Annotated in this window: 18 protein-coding genes; 6 read left to right on the top strand and 12 right to left on the bottom strand. The window is 70.4% G+C overall.

The window, feature by feature from the left end:
- Positions 1 to 35: 35 nt before the first annotated feature.
- From OG718_RS46525 to OG718_RS46510, 4 genes are all read left to right on the top strand, one after another.
- Entirely contained in the window at positions 36 to 1,040 is a 1,005-nt protein-coding gene (locus tag OG718_RS46525) for an ABC transporter substrate-binding protein (RefSeq protein ID WP_328847007.1), read from the top strand.
- Positions 1,037 to 2,185, top strand: coding sequence for an acyl-CoA dehydrogenase family protein (locus tag OG718_RS46520; protein ID WP_328847006.1), 1,149 nt, complete (start codon positions 1,037 to 1,039; stop codon positions 2,183 to 2,185). Before OG718_RS46525 ends, OG718_RS46520 begins: the two co-directional genes overlap by 4 nt.
- A complete protein-coding gene (locus OG718_RS46515) occupies positions 2,182 to 3,570 on the top strand; it encodes an FAD-binding oxidoreductase (RefSeq protein WP_328847005.1) in 1,389 nt (462 codons plus the stop codon). The genes OG718_RS46520 and OG718_RS46515 overlap by 4 nt, the downstream gene beginning before the upstream one ends.
- Before the next feature lie 144 nt (positions 3,571 to 3,714).
- Positions 3,715 to 4,230, top strand: coding sequence for a MarR family winged helix-turn-helix transcriptional regulator (locus tag OG718_RS46510; protein WP_328847004.1), 516 nt, complete (start codon positions 3,715 to 3,717; stop codon positions 4,228 to 4,230).
- A gap of 147 nt (positions 4,231 to 4,377) precedes the next feature.
- Here the strand turns inward: OG718_RS46510 and OG718_RS46505 are convergent, their stop codons facing one another.
- The 3 genes from OG718_RS46505 to OG718_RS46495 all read right to left on the bottom strand — a co-directional run bounded on the left by OG718_RS46505 (position 4,378) and on the right by OG718_RS46495 (position 6,150).
- The gene (locus OG718_RS46505; RefSeq protein ID WP_328847003.1) at positions 4,378 to 4,770 is read right to left on the bottom strand and encodes a nuclear transport factor 2 family protein; all 393 of its coding nucleotides are present in this window, start codon (positions 4,768 to 4,770) and stop codon (positions 4,378 to 4,380) included.
- Between the two features lie 73 nt (positions 4,771 to 4,843).
- Positions 4,844 to 5,626: an MBL fold metallo-hydrolase gene (locus tag OG718_RS46500; protein WP_328847002.1), complete on the bottom strand. Its 783-nt coding sequence runs from the start codon at positions 5,624 to 5,626 to the stop codon at positions 4,844 to 4,846.
- A gap of 143 nt (positions 5,627 to 5,769) precedes the next feature.
- Positions 5,770 to 6,150, bottom strand: coding sequence for a VOC family protein (locus tag OG718_RS46495; protein WP_328847001.1), 381 nt, complete (start codon positions 6,148 to 6,150; stop codon positions 5,770 to 5,772).
- A 302-nt stretch (positions 6,151 to 6,452) separates the two neighbouring features.
- On the opposite strand from OG718_RS46495, the gene OG718_RS46490 reads away from it, so the two are divergent.
- Positions 6,453 to 7,334: an SPL family radical SAM protein gene (locus OG718_RS46490; RefSeq protein WP_328847000.1), complete on the top strand. Its 882-nt coding sequence runs from the start codon at positions 6,453 to 6,455 to the stop codon at positions 7,332 to 7,334.
- A 41-nt stretch (positions 7,335 to 7,375) separates the two neighbouring features.
- Here OG718_RS46490 and OG718_RS46485 read toward each other — a convergent pair whose 3' ends face one another.
- The 3 genes from OG718_RS46485 to OG718_RS46475 all read right to left on the bottom strand — a co-directional run bounded on the left by OG718_RS46485 (position 7,376) and on the right by OG718_RS46475 (position 9,416).
- A complete protein-coding gene (locus OG718_RS46485) occupies positions 7,376 to 7,573 on the bottom strand; it encodes a winged helix-turn-helix transcriptional regulator (RefSeq protein ID WP_328846999.1) in 198 nt (65 codons plus the stop codon).
- A gap of 72 nt (positions 7,574 to 7,645) precedes the next feature.
- Positions 7,646 to 8,053, bottom strand: a complete 408-nt coding sequence (locus tag OG718_RS46480) for an SseB family protein (protein WP_143633477.1) — start codon at positions 8,051 to 8,053, stop codon at positions 7,646 to 7,648.
- A gap of 121 nt (positions 8,054 to 8,174) precedes the next feature.
- Positions 8,175 to 9,416, bottom strand: a complete 1,242-nt coding sequence (locus OG718_RS46475; protein ID WP_328846998.1) for an acyl-CoA dehydrogenase family protein — start codon at positions 9,414 to 9,416, stop codon at positions 8,175 to 8,177.
- A gap of 226 nt (positions 9,417 to 9,642) precedes the next feature.
- Here OG718_RS46475 and OG718_RS46470 point away from each other — a divergent pair, with 226 nt between their 5' ends.
- The gene (locus OG718_RS46470) at positions 9,643 to 10,908 is read left to right on the top strand and encodes an alpha-L-fucosidase (RefSeq protein WP_328846997.1); all 1,266 of its coding nucleotides are present in this window, start codon (positions 9,643 to 9,645) and stop codon (positions 10,906 to 10,908) included.
- Between the two features lie 24 nt (positions 10,909 to 10,932).
- On the opposite strand, the gene OG718_RS46465 is transcribed toward OG718_RS46470, so the two are convergent.
- From OG718_RS46465 to OG718_RS46440, 6 genes are all read right to left on the bottom strand, one after another.
- Entirely contained in the window at positions 10,933 to 11,214 is a 282-nt protein-coding gene (locus OG718_RS46465; RefSeq protein WP_055616905.1) for a metal-sensitive transcriptional regulator, read from the bottom strand.
- 119 nt (positions 11,215 to 11,333) lie between these two features.
- Entirely contained in the window at positions 11,334 to 11,894 is a 561-nt protein-coding gene (locus OG718_RS46460; RefSeq protein ID WP_143633473.1) for a cysteine hydrolase family protein, read from the bottom strand.
- On the bottom strand, positions 11,891 to 13,387 hold the full coding sequence (locus OG718_RS46455; protein WP_328847954.1) for a purine-cytosine permease family protein: 1,497 nt from the start codon (positions 13,385 to 13,387) through the stop codon (positions 11,891 to 11,893). The genes OG718_RS46460 and OG718_RS46455 overlap by 4 nt, the downstream gene beginning before the upstream one ends.
- 119 nt (positions 13,388 to 13,506) lie before the next feature.
- The gene (locus OG718_RS46450; protein ID WP_143633471.1) at positions 13,507 to 15,726 is read right to left on the bottom strand and encodes an NADP-dependent isocitrate dehydrogenase; all 2,220 of its coding nucleotides are present in this window, start codon (positions 15,724 to 15,726) and stop codon (positions 13,507 to 13,509) included.
- Positions 15,727 to 15,847: 121 nt separating this feature from the next.
- Complete coding sequence (locus OG718_RS46445) at positions 15,848 to 17,338, bottom strand: hypothetical protein (RefSeq protein WP_443055278.1); 1,491 nt, start codon at positions 17,336 to 17,338, stop codon at positions 15,848 to 15,850.
- Between the two features lie 271 nt (positions 17,339 to 17,609).
- Positions 17,610 to 19,994: a bifunctional salicylyl-CoA 5-hydroxylase/oxidoreductase gene (locus tag OG718_RS46440; RefSeq protein WP_328846996.1), complete on the bottom strand. Its 2,385-nt coding sequence runs from the start codon at positions 19,992 to 19,994 to the stop codon at positions 17,610 to 17,612.
- Between the last annotated feature and the right edge of the window lie 6 nt (positions 19,995 to 20,000).

Below are 20,000 nucleotides of genomic sequence, written 5' to 3'. Positions count from 1 at the left end.
TCCCCTTCCGGATTGATCCCCCTCATGGAGACTCCGTGTTCCGTCGCACCCTGCTCACGTCCACCGCCGCGCTCGCGCTTCTGCTGCCGTTCGCCACGGCCTGCGGAGGTGACGCGGAGGCCGAGTCCTCCTCCGACCTCTCCTCGGTGACGCTCGCCGTCGGCGCCACCGGTTGGAAGAACGAGGAGGCCGTGCTCAAGTTCGCCCACCTCGACGACACCCCGTACAAGGTGAAGTGGAGTCTGTTCCAGGGCGGTGACCAGCAGCTCCAGGCCGTCCGGGCCGGAGCGCTCGATCTGGCCTCCTCCAGCGAGATACCACCGGTCTTCGCCGCCGCCGACGGCAGCCCGAACTTCAAGGTCGTCGCCGTGCAGCGCGGCACGACGCTCAACCAGGAGGTCATCGTCCCCAAAGGCTCCAAGGTGACGGACATCGCGGGTCTGAGGGGCGAGAAGGTCGGCTACGTCCAGAACACCACCGCCCACTACTTCCTGTACGAGCTGCTGCGGCGGGCGGGCCTGAAGTGGTCGGACATCGACGCCAAGCCGCTCCTGCCCAACGACGGGCTCGCCGCCCTGAACGGCGGCGGCATCGACGCCTTCGCCTCCTACGGCACATCGGTCGTCACCGCCCACCAGCAGGGCGCCGTCACGGTCGGCTCGGGCAAGGACGTCCTCTCCGGCAACTTCCTCTGGTCGGCCCGCGACAACGTCCTGAAGAGCCCCGGCCGACGGGCCGCCGCGGCCGATCTGATCGCCCGGATCACCAAGTCGTACGCGTACATCCGTGACGGCCGCGAGCACGAGTTCGCCGAGGTCGTCGCCAAGGCCACCCACCAGCCCCTGGCGCAGGCGGAGAAGGACTTCCGCGACGCGCAGGCACAGCGCCCGACCCAGGCCAGGACGGTCGGCGACGACACCATCGCCTCGCAGCAGAAGGTCGCCGACGCCTTCACCGAACTGGGCGCCCTGAAGGGGAAGCTGGACGTGGAGTCCTTCTGGAGCCGCGCACTCGACACCGATCTGGAGAAGGCCCTGTGACCGTGAACTCCCGCGTGAGCCCGGACGTGAACCCGGACCTGACCGCGCGCCTCGCCGAACTCGCCGTGGGATACGACCGGTCGGGCGCCTTTCCCGCCGATTCGATCCGGGCGGTGCACGAGGCGGGGCTGCTCACCGCGACCGTCGGGGAGCGGTACGGCGGCCGGGGAGCCCGGGTCCAGGAGACCGCGCGCATCCTGCACACGCTCGGCCGGGGCGATCCGTCCGTCGCCCTGATCACGGCGATGACCCTCAACGCCCACGCCCGGGAAGCCGTACGACCGACGTGGCCCGAGGAGCTGTACGCGCGTGTGCTCAAGGAGTCCGAGGAGCGGCCGGTTCTCGTCAACCACGCGCGCGTGGAGCCCGATCTGGGTTCCCCCGCGCGGGGCGGACTGCCCGAGACGGTCGCCCGGCGCACGGCGGACGGCTGGTCGGTCGGCGGGCGCAAGCGGTTCGTGACAGGGGCGGAGGGGCTGGACTGGTTCCTCGTGTGGGCGACCACCGATGAGCCGGAGCCGCGCGTGGGCACGTTCCTGGTGCCCGGCGGCTCGCCCGGCATCGAGATCACCGACCGGTGGGACCAGCTGGGGCTACGGGCGAGCGGCAGCCACGACGTGACGTTCCGGGACGTGGAGGTCCCGTACGAGCATGTCATCGGGCTCGGCCCGCACGGTCCCGCGAGCGAGCAGGACAACCGGGCCGGAGCATCGCTCCATCTCCCGCTCGCCGCCCTGTATGTGGGGGTCGCGCGTGCGGCGCAGGCCTTCTTCCACACCTTCGCGCACGCGCGCGTGCCCGCCAATCTCGGTCACCCGGTGGCCCGTACCGAACGCTTCCGGCGGACGGCCGGGGAGATCGAGGTGCTCCTCGCCGGCGCCGAGCAGTTGCTCTTCGACGGGGCCGCGCGGGTCGACGCCGAGGACCCCGCCTACTCGCCGGAGCAGGCCCTCGGCGCGCGTGTACTGGCCGACCGGCACGCGGTACGGGCCGTGGAGCTGGCCGTGCGGCTGCTCGGCAATCCGGGACTGGCCCGCGGCAATCCTCTGGAGCGGCACTTCCGTGACATCCAGTGCGCGCCCGTGCACGCGCCCCAGGAGGACATCTCCCTGCTCGCCATCGGAACGAAGGCACTCGACCTGTGACCGCTCCCGCGACGACCGCACTTGAGTCCACGAAGGCCGCCGAGCTGCTCGGGCTGCTGGCCCGTGACCTGGCCCCCGACCGGCTGGCCACCGATCCGCGCACGCTGGCCGCGCACGCCACCGACCGTTCCGGTGCCCGGTCCGACGGCAGTCCCCTGGCCGTCGTCCACGCACGGCGAACCGAGGACGTGACGGTCACCCTCCGGCACGCGCATGCCCTGGGTGTGCCGGTGGTTCCGCGTGGCGCGGGCACCGGTCTGTCGGGCGGCGCGACCGCGGGCGAGGGCGTGCTGGTCCTCGATCTGTCCGGGATGAACCGCGTCCTCGAACTGTCGGCGGACGACCAGCTGGCGGTCGTCGAACCGGGCGTGATCACGGCCGAGCTGGACCGCGCGGCCAGCGCCCACGGCCTGCGGTACGCGCCCGACCCCGCGAGTGCCGCCCTGTCCACGATCGGCGGGAACATCGCGACCAACGCGGGCGGCCTGCGCTGCGCCAAGTACGGCGTGACGCGGGACAGCGTGCTCGGTCTGGAGGCGGTGCTCGCGGACGGCACGGTGATCAGGACCGGCCGCCGTACGGTGAAGGGCGTCACCGGCTACGACTTGACCGCCCTGCTCACCGGCTCCGAGGGAACCCTCGCGGTGATCACCTCTGCGACACTGCGGCTGCGGCCCGTCCCCGTGGCGACGGCCACTCTCGCCGCGTACTTCCCGTCCTTCGAGGCCGCGGCCGAGGCGTCGTACGCGATCGGCAGGGCCGGGGTCGAACCGGCGCTGGCAGAGCTGGTCGACGGGCCTGTGCTGCACGCCATCGACCCCGAACTGCGTGAGCGGGGCGCGGCGTTGCTGGTCGTCCAGTGCGACGGCGCGGGTGCGGCGGTGGAGGCGGAGGTGGTCGCGCGACTGCTCACGCCGCTGGCGACGACGGTCGAGGTGACCGACGATCCCGCGGAGGCCGAGTCGCTGCTGGCCGCGCGCCGGCTGGCTCTGCCCGCCCTTGAACGGCTGGGCCGGCCGCTGATCGAGGACATCGCGGTACCGCGCTCGCGGCTCGCGGAGGCGGCTCGTTCGATCCGTGCCATTTCCGCACGCCATGACGTGCCGATCTTCACCATCGCGCACGCGGCCGACGGGAACCTGCATCCGATCATCGTCGTGGACCCGTCCCTGGACCGGCTCCCGGACGCCGCGTGGGAGGCGGCGGGCGAGATCTTCGCGCTGGCGCTGCGGCTCGGCGGGACGCTCACGGGAGAACACGGCGTCGGTGTTCTGAAGCGGCAGTGGGTCGCGGACGAGCTGGGGCCCGCGGCGCACGCTCTGCAGCGGCGACTCAAGGAGGCGTTCGATCCCCGGGGGATCCTCAACCCCGGCAAGAGCCTTTGATCACCGGCGGTCGGCTGCGGGTTGTGTGTGGCTGATCGCGCGGTTCCCCGCTCCCCTGGCTGGGGTCTGTTGCTCCGTGCGCTCGGCCATGGCTGTCGCCTACAATTAGCTGTCTATGGAAGATAATTCTTCGGAAGATGAGTGATGGCTGACGCTGACCTGAAGCTGCTGTACCGGGAGCTGGTCTCACTGGAGATCGAGTTGTGGGACGGCATCGAGGGGCGGCTGCGAGCCGAGTACGACTTGGCGCTGACCTCGTTCGAAGTGCTGCACCTGCTGTTGCGTCGGCCCGGGCGGCGGATCCAGGACATCGCGGAGGAGTTCTCGATCACCGTGGGCGGCACGAGCAAGGTCGTCGACCGTCTGGAGACGGCGGGCCTGTGTGCGCGGCGGGCCAATCCGAACGACCGCCGTTCCTCGATCGTCGAGCTCACCCCTGAGGGGCAGAAGCTGGTGGACGGGGCTCTGAAGGTCTTCGAGGAGGAGCTGGAACTGCGGATCGGGTCGGTGATTCCCGAGGAGTCGGTACGCGAGGTGACCGCGGTCCTCGCCACGCTGCGGGCGGCCGGGCGCGCCCTGGACGCGCAGCGGAAGGCCGCCGCGCAGACACCGGTGCCGGCTGTGCGGGCGCCGAGGCAGCCGGGCCGACCGGCATCGTGAGCCCCGACGGCTCGGCAGTGCCCGTGGGCTGATGGGCCGGGGCCGGACGAACACAGCCCCCGGCCCCGGCCCATCAGCCCACGATTCAGCCGGCGATACCGGCGAAGGCGATGACTTTGTCGATGCGGCCCCGGACACCCACGGGCTCTAGCCCCAGAACGTGTCTTCGGCGGCCGGGTCGGCGGAGAAGAGCCACATCTCGGTGATCTTGCCGTTCTCGATGCGCAGGAGGTCGACGCCGTCCATGCTCATCGACGCGTCGTCGCGGCGGCCGGTGAAGTGGATGGTGGCGGTGACCAGGTCCCCGTTGCCCATGAGGGTGTGGATCCTGTCGATGGCGAAGGTGCCCTGGCTGGCCTCCATCATGCTGCCGAGCATCTGGAAGACGGCGCCCTGGCCCTTGTGTTCGCCGGAGAACCGGTTGGCGCCGGGCTGGTGCCAGACGATGTCGGCGTCGAGGAGTTCGCCGAGAGCGGCCATGTCTCCGGTCTGGACGGCCCGGAAGTAGGTACGGGCGATGTCGATGTTCGAGCTGGTCATGTCGCTTACTCCTTGGGGTTCTTGGGGTTCCTGGGGTTCCTGGGGTTCTTGGGGTTCTTGCGCGAGGCGGTGGCTATCGGGCGAAGTCGAGGCGATCGGCGAGGCCGGCTGCGGTGAACGCGGCCTCGATCTCGTTTCGGCCCTCCGTGAAGTGGGCCCAGCTGTCGCAGTGGGCGGGGACGACCCGGCGGGCGCCGAGTATCTGCGCGGCCTCGGCGCCTTGGGCGCTGTCGAGGGTGAGCAGGGCGTTGTCGAAAGCGAAGGCCATGCGGGCGCCGCCGAGGAAGAGGATCGCGGTGTCGACGGGAGCGAACCTCCCGGCGATCTCCTTGACGTGCTCCAGCGCGGCGTTGTCGCCGCTGACGTAGACCGGAGGCAGGCCTTCGGAGGTGAGCATGAAGCCGACGACGTCGCCGGTGACCGGTTCGCAGCCGACGGGGCCGTGCCGCGCGGGTACGCCAGTGACCGTCACGGTGCCGCCGTCGGGCCGCCAGAGCTCGGCGGTCTCCCAGAAGGCCAGCCCCTGCGCGTTGCCTCCGAGGCGGCCGGCGCCGCTTTCGGTGGTGAAGACGACGGGGACATCGGCCAGGAAGGCGCGGCCCGCGTTGTCGAGGTTGTCGTCGTGTGTGTCGTGGGAGAGCAGGACGGCGTCGATGCCGCCCAGGTCGGCGGCGGTGATGGGCGACGGGTCGGTTTTGACGAGCTTGTGGTCGCCGGGCAGGGGCATGGGGTACTCGCCCGGCGGGTCGAAGGTGGGGTCGGTGACGAACCTGAGCCCGCCGTACTCGATCAGGGTGGTCGGGCCGCCGTAGACGTGGACGGGGATCTTTTCGCTGGTGGGGCTGGTACCGGACATCGAGGGCCTCCCGGTCGGGGAACAGTGGGGACGCGGTCCCTGCGGGTGGCTCCGGCAGGGGAAGGGACGGAAGGAGAAGGGCCGTCGGCCGTGCTGTGGGACAGGCCGCTCGGCGGGTGTCGTGCGGAGGCCTGCGCGGCCGGTCAGGGGGCGGGTGCGGAGAAGACGCCGAAGTGGCTGCCGGCCGTGTCCCGCAGCCGGGCCAAGGTGAAGCCCGCGGAGTCGGAGACCGGCTCCATGACCACCTCGGCGCCCAGTTCGCCGGCGCGCTCGACGGTCGCGGTGACGTCCTGGACGAGGACGTAGAAGATCGCGTAGTTGGGGAACCTGCCCTCGGACTCCCACACGCCGCCCGCCGGCTGCTGGGCACCGGGCGGCATCACCGAGTGATAGGTGACGCCCGGGGTGTTGGTGTTGAGGACGTACTTCCAGTCGAAGAGCTCACCGTAGAACTCCTTGACCTTCTCCGACTGGTCGGTGCCGAACTCGAACCAGGCGACCGAGTTGAAGGCGGGCACGGTCATGACGCTCACTCCTAACGTCCCCTTGTCGGGACAAAGACGACTCTCCAGGGCGCGCTTGATCCGGAGGGTGATGACCGCGCTCCACTGCAGCGGCTCACAGGGCCTGCCTGCAGAAGCAGGCACCCGGGGCCCCGGATCAGCCTCGGTCCGCCCAGCAAACCATTTACATTCCATGGAATCAACTTCCAGGGATTATTGTTCCATGTGATGCAGGTTTGGCGTCCAGTCGCCTCGCCCCACGCACAGCACAGGAACGAGGCCGCCCCGGGCGCGGGCGGCCGACAGCGGAGAGGAAGCCCGTCATGGAACCGGTCGAGATCGAGGCGAAGACCCTGATCCAGAAGTCGAAGACCCCGTCGAACGACTACGTGATCAACCCCTACACGGGGTGTGTTCTGGGCTGCGCGTACTGCTTCGCCTCCTTCGCGGGGCGGCAGTTCGGCCGGTCGGCCAAGGAGTGGGGCGACTACCTGTACGTGAAGACGAACGCGGTCGAGCTCGCCCGCAAGGAGCTGGCGAAGATGCCGGAGGACAAGCGGCGGGGCACGATGCTGCTCAGCTCGGTCACCGATCCCTACCAGGGCCACGAGACGAAGTACCGGCTCACCCGCGGCATCCTGCGCGAACTGGAGACGGTTCAGTACCCGGGCCTGGTCCGCATCCTGACCAAGTCGCCGGTCGTCACCCGTGACATCGACCTGCTCACCGGCCTGCCTCGGGCAGAGGTCGGCATGACCGTGACCACCGCGGACGACAAGGTCGGCCGCTGGCTGGAGGTACGCGCCCCGCTCGCCTCCCGCCGCCTGCGCACGCTCACGGAACTACGCGAGGCCGGCATCCCCACCTTCGCCTTCGTCGGCCCGCTCCTGCCCCACTTCGCCGCCCGGCCCGAACTCCTGGACCACCTTCTCGGTCAGCTCGTCGAAGCTGGCATCACCGAGGTGTTCATGGAGCACATCAACCTCAAGCGGTACATCCGCGAGCGCATGGACCAGGTCCTCGCCGATGAACCCGACGAGGTGCGCGCGGCGTACGTACAGGCCCGCACGAAGGAACACCGCGAACAGCTCGACGCCATCGTGGCCGGCCTACTGGCCAAGCACGGGCTGCGGCTGCGCTTCGACGAGGTCGTCCACCACGACGACAACGACGCCCTGCGGCAGAGGCTGGCCAACCCGGCGTGAGCGCGCGCACCGGTGCCAGTATCAGTCGGAGGGATCTCCGCCTAGGCGGTGCCGATGACGATGTCGTGGGCCTCGAACTGGCGCACCCGGCTGGTCAGGGTGCGGCGGCTGATGCCGGGCAGGACATCACGCAGCTCGGTGAAACGGCGCGGGCCGCGCAGGAACTCGCGCCCCTGAAGGAGTGAGGGCGCAGCCCTGCGTTCAAGGGCGCGGGGAACTGCGCGACCAGCCCCACTCACTCGCACCCGGACACGAAACAGGGGCGCGGGAGCCAGAGGCATCCCGCGCCCCGAGGCACGCCCGGCCAGGGCTCAGGCGTGAGGCCGTACCAGCAGGGCGCGTACACCCTGCGAGCTGAGCGTCAGCCCGTGCGGAGCACTGGCGTCGATGCTCAGCGAGACATCGCTGGTGGGCCACTGCGCGGCAAGCGCGCCCAACGGCACCAGGCGGTAGCGCGACACCGACGGCAGCAGCTCGGCCATCCGCACCTCGGAGGTGAACACCGGAACCAGCGGGTCGCCGCCCGGCTGCTCGATGACGGGCAGGGCAACGACGGAGGGATCACCTGCCGCCTCGTCATCGGCGTCGTCCGGCACCGGGACCAGCACGTCACTGCCGGCCAGGGTGTCCAGGGCGTCGCCGTCCTCGGCGTTCTCGGCCAGCACGGTAAGCGCTCGCTCGGCCTCCGCCGTGACGTTGTCGTTCGAGGAAATCTCCATGGCACATCCCGACGTAGTAACGAAAACAGGCCGCCCGGGCCGGGTGCCGACCCGGGCGCGGCTGGTCGCGTACCCGTCGTGGGATGTGCCATGCACGTCTCACGTGGACGTCACCGAACGCTCACGGAATCAGCGGGATGTCGTGGGAGGGCAGCCCGAGCCGGTCGCAGCCGACGCGTCGCTCGAGCGGCTCGGCCATGCTGGGCCCGATGTGCGTCCAGTATGTGGAGGCGTCCCGGAAGTAGCGCTGCATCCGCTCGCCGTCACGGGCATGGCGGGAACCCGCCGTGCGGAAGAGGATGCTCTGCGTGACGTCCCAGGCCATGCGGCCCGCCGTGAGGAAGACCAGCGCGAGACGGTTGTCGTCGGCGATGGTGAAGGGCGCCTCCCCGGAGACGTTGCGACGGCAGGTCTCCATGTAGTCCTCGGCATTGCGCTGGAGTGCCGCCTCGGCGGTGTGGATCGCACCGAGCGCCTCGCCCAGGTGGCGCTGATAGTCGTGGAGTTCGGCCCGGGTGCGGTCGGGTTCCAGGATCAGCGGCCGCTCGGCGACGATCCGGGCGTACTCGTCGGCGGCCGCGTAGGCCGTGCCGACCATGATGGCGGCCAGTTCCCCGTGGAAGAAGCTGGGGGCGCGGCCCGCGTACAGCGCGTTGCCGTGCAGCTTCGATCCGGGTGTACCGCCCTCCACCGGCAGGTCGAGCAGGCTCGCCTCCCGGGTGAAGTACTCGGGGATGCGGGCCTGCTCCATGCGGATGCTGTTGGAGCCGCTGCCGCGCAGTCCGAGGACGCCGTGCCAGTCGTCGAGCAGCGTCCACACGGAGCGCGGCGCGACGAACAGCACCAGCGGTCCGGGCGGGTCGCCCGGCTTCTCCGGGGCGCGCAGGGTCTGGCCGACGTAGTGCGTGGAGTACGGCGAGCCGGATGCGTACGGCCAGGTGCCGTCGAGGACCACATGCCCGTCACCGTCCGGCCGGGCCACGCCGACCGGCATGACGGTGGACGCGGCGCGGAACTCCCCGTCGTCACCGAAGATCTCGTCCTGTGCCCGTTCCTCGAACTGCGCCGCGACCTGGAGGACATGGGCGGCGGTGAGGGAGAGCGCCCAGCCCGTGGAGGGGCAGCCTCGGGCGATCTCGGTGACCACGCGGTAGAAGGTCGGCAGGCCGAACTCGTATCCGCCGTAGCGGCGCGGCTGCAGGATCCGGTAGAAACCGGCCTGCAGAAAGTCGTCGTGCGTGTCTTTCGGATAGCGCGTCAACCGCTCGGTCTCCGGCTGGCGTTCGAGCAGTGCGGGCCGCAGGGCGACGGCTCGGTCGATCAGTTCGCGTTCGGTCAAACCGGGTTCGGGAGCGGCGATCACGGTGCCTCCTGACGTGTGGGGCCGTCCGTACGTGACGCGATACAGGTGATTGAACACGCCACGGACGCCTGCTGTACCCATCGGATAGCGCCAAGTAGTTTCCATTCGGGAGTGATCCGGTGGTGTGTGGAGGGATCTCGCAGCAGTCGGGTCTCAGGGTGAAAACGGACCAGTAGTGGTGACCGTCGCCCACGCGTCGAACCGGGCGCGCGCCTAGCGTGGAGCCATGCCGATGCAACCCTGGTTTCCCGATGCCAAGCTGGGCATCTTCATCCACTACGGCATCTACGCCGTGGGCGGCGCCGCCGAGTCCTGGTCGTTCTACACGGGCGAGATGACGCACGAGCAGTACATGAAACAGCTCGACGGCTTCACCGCGTCGCACTACGACCCGGACGCCTGGGCGGAGTTGTTCGCCCGCGTGGGCGCGCGGTACGCGGTGCTCACCGCCCGGCACCACGACGGTGTCGCTCTCTGGGACACCGACCACCGCAACCTCGACGTGGTGCGGGACACTCCGGCGGGGCGCGACCTGGTCACCGGCTTCGTCGACGCGCTGCGCGCCCGGGACCTCAAGGTCGGCCTCTACTACTCGCACTCCGACTGGAACCACCCGGACTACGCGAGTCAGCGGCATCCCGGGCCGGTCATCGTGCCGCCCAACGAGTACTCGCACGCCGAGCCCGGCAAGGAGGATCCGGCGGCCTGGGCGCGCTATCTCGCGTACCGCGACGGCCAGGTCGGCGAACTCGTCGAGCGCTTCCGGCCCGATGTCCTCTGGTTCGACGGGGAGTGGGAGCGCACCGAGGAGCAGTGGCGGATGGGCGATCTCGCCGAGCTGATCCTCTCCGGCAACCCGGACACCATCCTCAACGGCCGCATGCTCAGCTACGGCGACTACGCCACGCCGGAGCAGGGCACCCCGCTGCGGGCCCCGGACGGCCCGTGGGAGCTGTGTCTCACGATCAACGACTCGTGGAGCTACCGACCGCAGGACCGCGACTTCAAGTCGGTGCGCCAGCTGGTGCGGTACTTCACCGAGACGATCGGCATGGGCGGCAATCTGCTGCTGGGCGCCGGACCCCGCGAGGACGGGACGATCCCCGAGGAGCAGATCGAACGCCTGGAGGGCCTCGGTGCGTGGATCGCACGGCACTCCGAAGCCGTGTACGGCACGGTCGCCGGGCTCCCTCCCGGGCACCACTACGGCCCCAGCACCCTGTCCGCCGACCGGCGCACCCTCTACCTGGTGTGCTTCGACGCCCCGCGCGACTCGGTCTCGATCCGCGGTCTGCGCAACCCGGTCCGGCGGGCCACGGTCCTCGGTACGGGCACCGAACTGGGCCACCACGTCACCGGCGGCCTCGACACCGTTCCCGGGGTGACCTGGATCGACGCGCCCGCGGCCACCGACCTGGACGACCACGCGACGGTGATCGCCGTCGAACTCGAAGGGGAGCTTGACCTCTACACGGGGGCGGGGCGCCTCTGACGACGGCCCTCCGGACGGGACGCGTCAGGCGAGGGACAGGAAGAGCTTCTCCAGGCGCGCCCGCATCTGGTCGCGGTCCAGATCCTGCTCGCCGCCCTCGTCGGTCATGCAGTGCTGGAGCCCGGTCGCGATGATGGCGAATCCGGCGCGGTCCAACGCCCTTGAAGCCGCCGCCAGTTGGGTGACCACCTCTTCGCAGGAACGCCCCTGTTCGATCATGTTGATCACGCCCGCGATCTGCCCCTGAGCCCGCTTGAGCCGGTTGATCACGGACTTCAGCTCGTCGGCCGCCATCTGCAGTTCCATGTGGAGCGCTCCCTACGTATATACCCCACCCGGTATGGTACGCCTCGCCCGACGGGGCCTGGGGTGGTGCTGATGGGGCCTGCGGTGCTCAGCTGCCCGCGCGACCGGTGCCCAGGTGCTCACGCGACCCGGTCGAGCACCTCGGCCACGGTGACGACCCGGATCAGCGGCCGGTACAGGTCCATGATCTGCAGGGCCTTGACGTGCGATGCGTCGTCCGCGCCCGCGCAGGCGTCGGCCGCCACCCACACCTCGGCTCCGGCGTCGGCGGCGGCCAGCGCGGTGGAGAGCACACAGCAGTCCGTACTGACTCCTGCGAGCACCAGACGGCCCTCGGGACCGACCCGCTCGGCGAGTTCCGGAGTCCATTTTCCGAAGGTCGGGGCGTCCACCAAGTGCCGGGCGTGGGGCGCCAGTTCGTCCACCAGCTCCCAGAGACGGTCGTGTGGCGGCCGCAGCGCGAAGGGCCACCGCTCGTAGTACGCCCGCCAGGCGCCCGCGGGCTTCTCGGGTGCCAGGAACCGGGTGAAGGTGACGTGTTCCGCGAAGGCCGGCAGCAGGCGTCGTACCCCGTCCGCTGCCTCGGTGAAGCGGGGCGCGGCCCAGGGGCTGTCCGGCTCGGCGAAGACGCGCTGCATGTCGATGACGGCCAGCAGGCCTTCGGGTCCCGGTCGGCTCATGCGCCCGGCACCTCCACGTCCAGCGGTCGGCTCGGGGGCCGCGCCTCCTGCGTACGGACCCGGCCGCGGCCGAGTGCGAGGGTGCCGAGGAAGCCGAGGGCGAGCGCGGCGAGTACGCCGAGGTTGGCGTAGGCCCAGGAGCCGTCCTTGCCGCCGAGCCCCAGGGGACCGAGCAGATAGCCCTGCCACTCCAGCCAGCCGGCGGCAGTGTTGGTGACGAGGCCCCAGCCGATCGCGGTGGCCGCGAGGGTCAGTAGCAGCGGGAGCGGTTCGACGTCGCCGTAGCGGCCTCGGGTGCGGAACAGGTCCGCCTCGTCGTAGTCGCGGCGCCGCAGCGCGAGGTCGGCGAGCATCACGCCGCACCAGGCGGCGACGGGCACACCGAGTGTGGTGAGGAAGCCGATGAACTGGCCCAGGAAGTCGTCCGTGAGGAAGACGATGTAGATCGAGCCCGCGATCATCAGGACGCCGTCCAGCAGGGCCGCCAGATAGCGCGGCACCCTCAGCCCCGCCGCGAGCAGGGCGAGTCCGGAGGAGTAGATGTCGAGGACCGCGCCGCCCACGAGACCGAGTACGGCCACGGCGGCGAAGGGGATAAGGAACCAGGTGGGCAGGATCGTGGTCAGCGCGCCGATCGGGTCGGCCGCGATGGCCGTGTTGAGCGTGGTGGACGATCCGGCGAGCAGCAGGCCGAAGACCAGCAGGAGCAGAGGTGCCACCGAGGCTCCGAAGGCGGTCCAGCCGACCACGCCCCGGCCGGAGGAGTCGCGCGGCAGGTAGCGCGAGTAGTCCGCGGAGGCGTTGACCCAGCCGAGTCCGAAGCCGGTCATCATGAAGACCAGCGCGCCGATGAACTCCTGGGCGGAGCCGGCGGGTACGGCGCTGACGGCCGACCAGTGGATGTGGTCGGCGACGAGTGCGATGTAGACAACGGTCAGGACGCCGGTGACGACCGTGATCACCGTCTGCAGCCGCATGATCAGGTCGAAGCCCATCACTCCGCCGACCACGACCAGCGCCCCGACGACGATCAGGGCGACCACCTTGGTCGCGGTACCGCCGCCCCAGCCGAGCCGGTCCAGGACGGTCGCGGTGGCCATCGTCGCCAGGGCCGTGAGCACGGTCTCCCAGCCGACGGTGAGCATCCAGGACACGACCGACGGCAGCCGGTTGCCCCGTACGCCGTAGGCCGCCCGGCTGAGCACCATCGTCGGCGCGGAGCCGCGCTTGCCCGCCACCGCGACGAACCCGCAGAGCAGGAACGAGAAGACGATCCCGATCACCCCGGCGGCCAGCGCCTGCCAGAACGAGATCCCGAACCCGAGCGCGAAGGACCCGTAACTCAGCCCCAGAATGGACACATTGGCGCCGAACCAGGGCCAGAACAGGGTCCGGGGCGTGCCCTTGCGCTCGGCATCACCGATCACGTCGAGCCCGTGCGTCTCCACCTGAAGCTGCCGGCTGCCTGATCCTCTGCCGGAGGAGTCCGTCATCTTCGACCTGCCCATCTGCGGTCCAGGCCCCGCGCCCCTTTTTTAGAGGCGCGGGGAACTGCGCGACCCGCCACGACGCACCCGCAGACGACAACGGGCCACCAGCGGAGCGCTACGGCTCAGGCCAACGTGGCGAGCGCCGCGTTCAGCGTCGCAGACGGCCGCATCACGGCCGCGGCCTTGGCCGGGTCGGGCTGGTAGTAGCCGCCGATGTCGGCCGGCGAACCCTGCACCGCGATCAGTTCGTCGACGATCGTCTGCTCCTGCGCGGTCAGCGTCTCGGCGAGCGGGGCGAACGCCTTGGCGAGCGCCGCGTCGTCGGTCTGCCTGGCCAGCTCCTGCGCCCAGTAGAGGGCGAGGTAGAAGTGGCTGCCGCGGTTGTCGATGCCACCGAGGCGACGGCTCGGCGACTTGTCGTTCTCCAGGAACGTGGCGGTCGCGCGGTCGAGCGTGTCCGCGAGGACCTGGGCACGCGCGTTGTCCGTGGTCTGCGCGAGGTGCTCGAAGCTGGAGGCCAGCGCGAGGAACTCGCCCAGGCTGTCCCAGCGCAGGTAGTTCTCCTTGACCAGCTGCTGCACGTGCTTCGGCGCGGAGCCGCCGGCGCCCGTCTCGAAGAGGCCGCCGCCGTTCATCAGCGGGACGACCGAGAGCATCTTGGCGCTGGTGCCCAGCTCCAGGATCGGGAACAGGTCGGTCAGGTAGTCACGCAGGACGTTGCCGGTGACCGAGATGGTGTTCTCGCCGCGGCGGATGCGCTCCACGGAGAGCTTGGTCGCCTCGACCGGGGCCAGGATCCGGATGTCCAGGCCCTCGGTGTCGTGCTCCGGCAGGTACTGCTTCACCTTCTCGATGAGCACCGCGTCGTGGGCGCGGCTCTCGTCCAGCCAGAACACGGCCGGGTCGCCGGTCGCGCGGGCGCGGGTGACGGCGAGCTTGACCCAGTCCCTGATCGGGTCGTCCTTGGTCTGGCAGGCGCGGAAGATGTCGCCGGCGGAGACGGTCTGCTGCAGGACGACGTTCCCGGCCTGGTCGACGAGGCGGACCGTGCCGGTGGTCGGGACCTCGAAGGTCTTGTCGTGGCTGCCGTACTCCTCGGCCTTCTGCGCCATCAGACCGACGTTCGGGACCGAGCCCATCGTCGACGGGTCGAAGGCGCCGTTGGCGCGGCAGTCGTCGATGACGACCTGATAGACACCGGAGTAGCTGCTGTCCGGGAGGACCGCGAGAGTGTCGGCCTCCCCGCCGTCCGGGCCCCACATGTGGCCGGAGGTGCGGATCATCGCCGGCATGGAGGCGTCGACGATGACGTCGGACGGGACGTGCAGGTTGGTGATGCCCTTGTCGGAGTCGACCATGGCGAGCGCGGGGCCGTCGGCGAGCTCGGCGTCGAAGGACGCCTTGATCTCGTCACCCTCGGGCAGGGACTCCAGGCCCTTGTAGATACCGCCCAGACCGTCGTTCGGGGTCAGACCGGCGGCGGCGAGCGTCTCGCCGTACTTCGCGAACGTCTTCGGGAAGAAGGCGCGCACCACGTGGCCGAAGACGATCGGGTCGGAGACCTTCATCATCGTGGCCTTGAGGTGCACGGAGAACAGCACGTCGTCGGCCTTGGCGCGGGCGATCTGCGCCGTGAGGAACTCGCGCAGCGCGGCGACGTGCATGACGGACGCGTCGACGACCTCGCCCGCCAGGACGGGTACGGACTCGCGCAGGACCGTGGTGGAGCCGTCGTCGCCGACCAGCTCGATGCGCAGGGAGCCGGCCTCGGAGATCACCGCGGACTTCTCGGTGGACCGGAAGTCGTCGACACCCATGGTCGCGACGTTGGTCTTCGACTCGGAGGTCCAGGCGCCCATGCGGTGCGGGTGGGCCTTGGCGTAGTTCTTGACCGACGCGGGGGCGCGGCGGTCGGAGTTGCCCTCGCGCAGCACCGGGTTCACGGCGCTGCCCTTGACCTTGTCGTAGCGGGCGCGGATGTCGCGCTCCTCGTCGGTCTTCGGGTCGTCCGGGTAGGCGGGCAGCGCGTAGCCCTGCGCCTGAAGCTCGGCGACCGCGGCCTTCAGCTGCGGGATCGACGCCGAGACGTTCGGCAGCTTGATGATGTTGGCCTCGGGCGTCTTGGCCTGGTCACCGAGCTCGGAGAGGGCGTCGGCGATGCGCTGGCCCTCCTCAAGGAACTCGGGGAAGAGGGCGATGATGCGTCCGGCCAGCGAGATGTCACGGGTTTCCACAGTGACACCGGCCTGCGACGCGTACGCCTGGACCACCGGCAAGAACGAATAGGTCGCCAGGGCCGGGGCCTCGTCAGTGTGCGTATAGATGATGGTCGAGTCAGTCACCGGGTGCTCCGCTCCACGTCTGCAACATTGCTCGACATCAAGATATCTCCTGATCGGACCTGACCGGACAGGAGGCCGCACAAGTACGTCACAGTCCGGCCGGAGACCGTGCGCGGCGGGCTCAGCGCGCGGCGGGCGCGACGTGGAGGCGCAGTCCGGCGACGCGGTGCCGTTCCCAGGTCCGGGCGAATTCGGGCGGCTGCCCCTTCGACGTCGTGAGGGCGGCGACCGGCAGCCGCTCCGCGGCCCCGACGATGTCCACCGGAGTGGTGTTGGCGTTGTGCCCCTGGGTCTGGACGGAGCGGCAGCCCGCGTAGAAGGCGATCGGGATGGCCAGGTGCCCGGTCAGCAGACAGGGCGGCCGTACGCCGAGCCGGTGCAGCTCGGCCGCCGTGCGGGCCCAGTCGCGGTGCGAGGCCGTGGTGCGGTCCACGGCATGGTCCAGCACCGTGTACTGGACCGCCAGGTGCCCGGCGAGACCGAGCGCCACCAGGGTCGCGGCCACCGGTCGCCGTTTGCGGATCGACGCGGTGACGAGGTGCACGAGCGCGTCGGCGACCGGAATGACCAGCAGCGCGTAGAAGGGGAGCAGGAAGCGCGGTGCGGCGTATCCGATCATGAACAGATACGGGATGCCCGCCGTCGTGGCACAGACCAGGGGCAGGAGGGTGCCCGCGGTACGCCGGGCCCTGACCGCGACCGCCAGCCCGACGGCGGCGAGCAGCGGCAGGACGAACCACCAAAGGATCATCGGTGTGGCCGGAATCGATCCGGCGCACGGGCGGCACAGGCTGCGTCCGCCCAGGGTGCGCAGCTGGTCCAGGACGGCGATGTTCCAGCCGAGGCCGCCCTGGATCCCGGAGGCGTCGGCGAGCCGCTCACTCAGGCCGCCGAAACCCACGTACGCCTCGACGACCCACTCCGCCGCCCCGGTCGCCAGTCCCACGAGCAGCGCCGCCGGCAGCCGCGGCCGTCTCCAGCGAGGAAGGCACACCAACACGGCGAACAGGGGAAGCGTGACCCAGACGGCGTCGGTCGGCCGCATCCACGCCATCAGCGCCGCGCTCGCGCCCACGCCCCACAGGGCCGCCCGGTCGCCGGGATCGGCCTGGGCACGCAGGAAGTAGCCGACACCTGCCAGGGCACCGATCGCGACCCAGTAGTTGGGCATGGCCTGAGGACCGTAGAACAAGGTCACCCACAGCGTCGCGAACAGGGCACCGCCGGCGCCGAGCACCCGGGCGGGGAAGAGTCCGCGCCAGGCACGCAGCGCCAGGAAGAGGCCGAGCCCTGACAGCAGGGCCAGATAGACCCGCAGCAGCTCCGTGGACGACGACCACGAGGCGATCGGCGCGACCAGCAACGGGACACCGCGGGCGCGCGGGGCACTGAAGAACGCCGCAGGGGTGTGGCCGCTGACCTGACTGACGTACACCGATTCGTCCCAGCCGAGGCCCATCCCCGGGCGTACGAGCACCAGTTGGGCCAGCGTGAAGGCGGCCGCCACCGCTGCCGGCCAGGCCAGGCCTCCGGCGCGTGGACCGATGCGGGCGGTCCGCGTCGGTCCGTGCCGCTCGGCCGGGACGAGCGTGTCGTTCAAGGTCTTGGCCATCGTCCACCCTTCGTCCCCGCGCGGGCGCAGGGCCTCTTCCGTCTCTGCCGAGGAGGGCAGGACGAAAGGCATGATCCGGTGAAAACATGGCCAAATTAACGTGTGATCTTCGAGGGCGCAGTGCGGCAGGAGGGGGACGTTCCGCTGTCCGGAGCAACGCCCCCGCCGAAACCCGGGCCCACGGACCTGACGCACGAGAGCCGTGCGGCGCGCTCATCGGCTGCGCCGCACGGCTCACTGCATGGGTTGGGAGAGGTGCCCTCCCGTCGGCTCAGGTGACCGTCGCCGGCTCGCGGGGCGGGGTCCAGCGCAGGTGGACGTTCTGGCCGGCGGGGTCGTCGGCGCGCAGCAGCGAGAGGCGGGGGCGTACGGCGTCGGTGCGCGATGTGGGCGGCTTGCGGCTGCCGGCCCCGTACTGGACCGGCCACTGGGTCGCGGCGCCCCGGTACTCCTGCTCGGCCGCCGCGTGCAGCGTCCAGTGCGGGTCGTAGAGGTGGGTGCGGCCGAGGGCGCACAGGTCGGCGCGGCCTGCCAGGAGGATCGAGTTCACGTCGTCGTAGGAGGCGATCGCGCCGACCGCGATGACCGCGGTGCCGGTCGCGGCGGTGACCTCGTGGCGGATCCGGTCCGCGAACGGCGTCTGGTACGAGCGGCCGTACGCGGGGGCCTCGTCCCTGGTGACCTGTCCCGAGGAGACGTCGATGGCGTCCGCGCCATGGGCGACGAAGGCACGGGCGATACCGACGGCGTCGTGCTCGGTGTTGCCGTCCGGCACCCAGTCGGTCGCGGAGATGCGCACGATCATCGGCCGCTCGGCCGGCCAGACGGCCCGGACCGCGTCGAACACCTCCAGGGGGAACCGGAGCCGGTTCTGCAGCGAACCGCCGTACTCGTCGGTGCGGTGGTTGGCGACCGGGGAGAGGAAGGAGGACAGCAAGTAGCCGTGCGCGCAGTGCAGTTCGAGCAGGTCGAAGCCCGCCCCGGCGCCACGGCGCGCAGCCGCGACGAAGTCGGCGGTGATCCGGTCCATGTCGGCGCGGGTGACCTCGCGCGGCACGGCCGACCCGGGGCCGTACGACAGTGGTGACGGTCCGACGGTCTCCCAGTTGCCGTCCGGCAGCGGATCGTCCATGCCCTCCCACATCAGCCGGGTGGAGCCCTTGCGGCCCGAGTGGCCGAGCTGGAGGCCGATGCGGGCGGTGCTGCGGTCGTGGACGAAGGACACGATCCGCGCCCAGGAGTCACGCTGTTCCTCGGTCCACAGCCCCGTGCAGCCGGGGGTGATGCGGGCGTCGGGAGAGACGCAGACCATCTCCGTCATCACCAGTCCGGCCCCGCCCATGGCCTTGGAGCCGAGGTGGACGAGATGGAAGTCGCCGGGCACGCCGTCGACGGCCGAGTACATGTCCATCGGGGACACGATCACCCGGTTCTTCAGCTCCAGCTCCCCGAGCCGGAACGGCTGGAACATCGCCGGCGTGATCTCGTCCAGGCCCTGTGACTTGGCGAAGGCGGCGTCGACGCGGTCGGCGAACTCCTGGTCGCGGGTGCGGAGGTTGTCGTAGGTGATGCGGCGCGAGCGGGTCAGCAGGTTGAAGCAGAACTGGGTCGGCTCCTGGTGGACGTACATGCCGATGTTCTCGAACCACTCCAGCGAGGCCTGCGCGGCCCGCTGCGTGGACTCGACGACGGGTCGCCGCTCCGCCTCGTACGCCGTCAACGCCCTCTCGATGTCCGGGTGTTCGTGCAGACAGGCGGCGAGGGCGAGGGAGTCCTCCATGGCCAGCTTGGTGCCCGACCCGATCGAGAAGTGCGCGGTGTGGGCGGCGTCACCGACGAGGACGAGGTTGCCGTGATGCCAGCGCTCGTTGCGTACGGTGGTGAAGGCCAGCCACTTCGAGTTGTTGGCGAACACCCGGTGGCCGGCGAGTTCCTCGGCGAAGAGTCCGCGGACGCGCTCCACGGCCCGCTCGTCGGAGGCGCCCGGCGGGAACTCGGTCTCCTCGGTGTCGTCGAAGCCGGCCCGCCGCCAGACGTCCTCGTGCATCTCGACGATGAAGGTGGAGCCCGACTCGGAGTAGGGGTAACCGTGGACCTGCATGGTCCCCCACTCCGTCTGCCTGACGAAGAACTGGAAGGCCTCGAAGACCCGGTCCGTGCCGAGCCACATGTATCTGTTGTGCCGCCGGTCCAGCGAGGGGCGGAAGACGTCCGCGCGGGCAGCCCGGACCTGGGAGTTGAGACCGTCGGCCCCCACCACCAGGTCGTACGAGGCACTCAGGTCGTCCACCGGAGGGGCGAGCGTCGAGTAGCGCACGGAGACACCGAGCCTGCGGCAACGTTCCTGCAGAAGCCGGAGCAGGTCCTTGCGGCTCATCGCGGCGAAGCCCTGACCGCCGACGGTGTGGCTGCGGCCCCGGTAGTGGATGTCGATGTCGGTCCAGCGGGCGAACCGCCGCGCCATGGCGTCGGCGAACTCCGGGTCGGCGTTCTCGATGCCGCCGAGCGTCTCGTCGGAGAAGACGACACCGAAGCCGAACGTGTCGTCGGGGGCGTTGCGCTCCCAGACGGTGATCTCGTGGGCCGGGTCGAGCTGCTTCATGAGAGCTGCGAAGTAGAGGCCGCCGGGGCCACCGCCAACGATCGCGATCTTCACGGGAGT

This window comes from Streptomyces sp. NBC_00258 (assembly GCF_036182465.1).
GTDB lineage: Bacteria > Actinomycetota > Actinomycetes > Streptomycetales > Streptomycetaceae > Streptomyces.
This window is presented reverse-complemented; position numbering and strand designations above follow the sequence as displayed.

Excerpts from the sequence above, each read along its gene's own strand:
- OG718_RS46460 (WP_143633473.1), bottom strand. The coding sequence starts at position 11,894 with ATGAGCCGACCGGGACCCGAAGGCCTGCTGGCCGTCATCGACATGCAG.
- OG718_RS46500 (WP_328847002.1), bottom strand. The coding sequence starts at position 5,626 with ATGTCCGGTACCAGCCCCACCAGCGAAAAGATCCCCGTCCACGTCTAC.
- OG718_RS46465 (WP_055616905.1), bottom strand. The coding sequence starts at position 11,214 with ATGGAACTGCAGATGGCGGCCGACGAGCTGAAGTCCGTGATCAACCGG.
- OG718_RS46455 (WP_328847954.1), bottom strand. The coding sequence starts at position 13,387 with ATGACGGACTCCTCCGGCAGAGGATCAGGCAGCCGGCAGCTTCAGGTG.
- OG718_RS46480 (WP_143633477.1), bottom strand. The coding sequence starts at position 8,053 with ATGGAGATTTCCTCGAACGACAACGTCACGGCGGAGGCCGAGCGAGCG.
- OG718_RS46490 (WP_328847000.1), top strand. The coding sequence starts at position 6,453 with ATGGAACCGGTCGAGATCGAGGCGAAGACCCTGATCCAGAAGTCGAAG.
- OG718_RS46510 (WP_328847004.1), top strand. The coding sequence starts at position 3,715 with ATGGCTGACGCTGACCTGAAGCTGCTGTACCGGGAGCTGGTCTCACTG.
- OG718_RS46470 (WP_328846997.1), top strand. The coding sequence starts at position 9,643 with ATGCCGATGCAACCCTGGTTTCCCGATGCCAAGCTGGGCATCTTCATC.
- OG718_RS46495 (WP_328847001.1), bottom strand. The coding sequence starts at position 6,150 with ATGACCGTGCCCGCCTTCAACTCGGTCGCCTGGTTCGAGTTCGGCACC.
- OG718_RS46505 (WP_328847003.1), bottom strand. The coding sequence starts at position 4,770 with ATGACCAGCTCGAACATCGACATCGCCCGTACCTACTTCCGGGCCGTC.
- OG718_RS46445 (WP_443055278.1), bottom strand. The coding sequence starts at position 17,338 with ATGGCCAAGACCTTGAACGACACGCTCGTCCCGGCCGAGCGGCACGGA.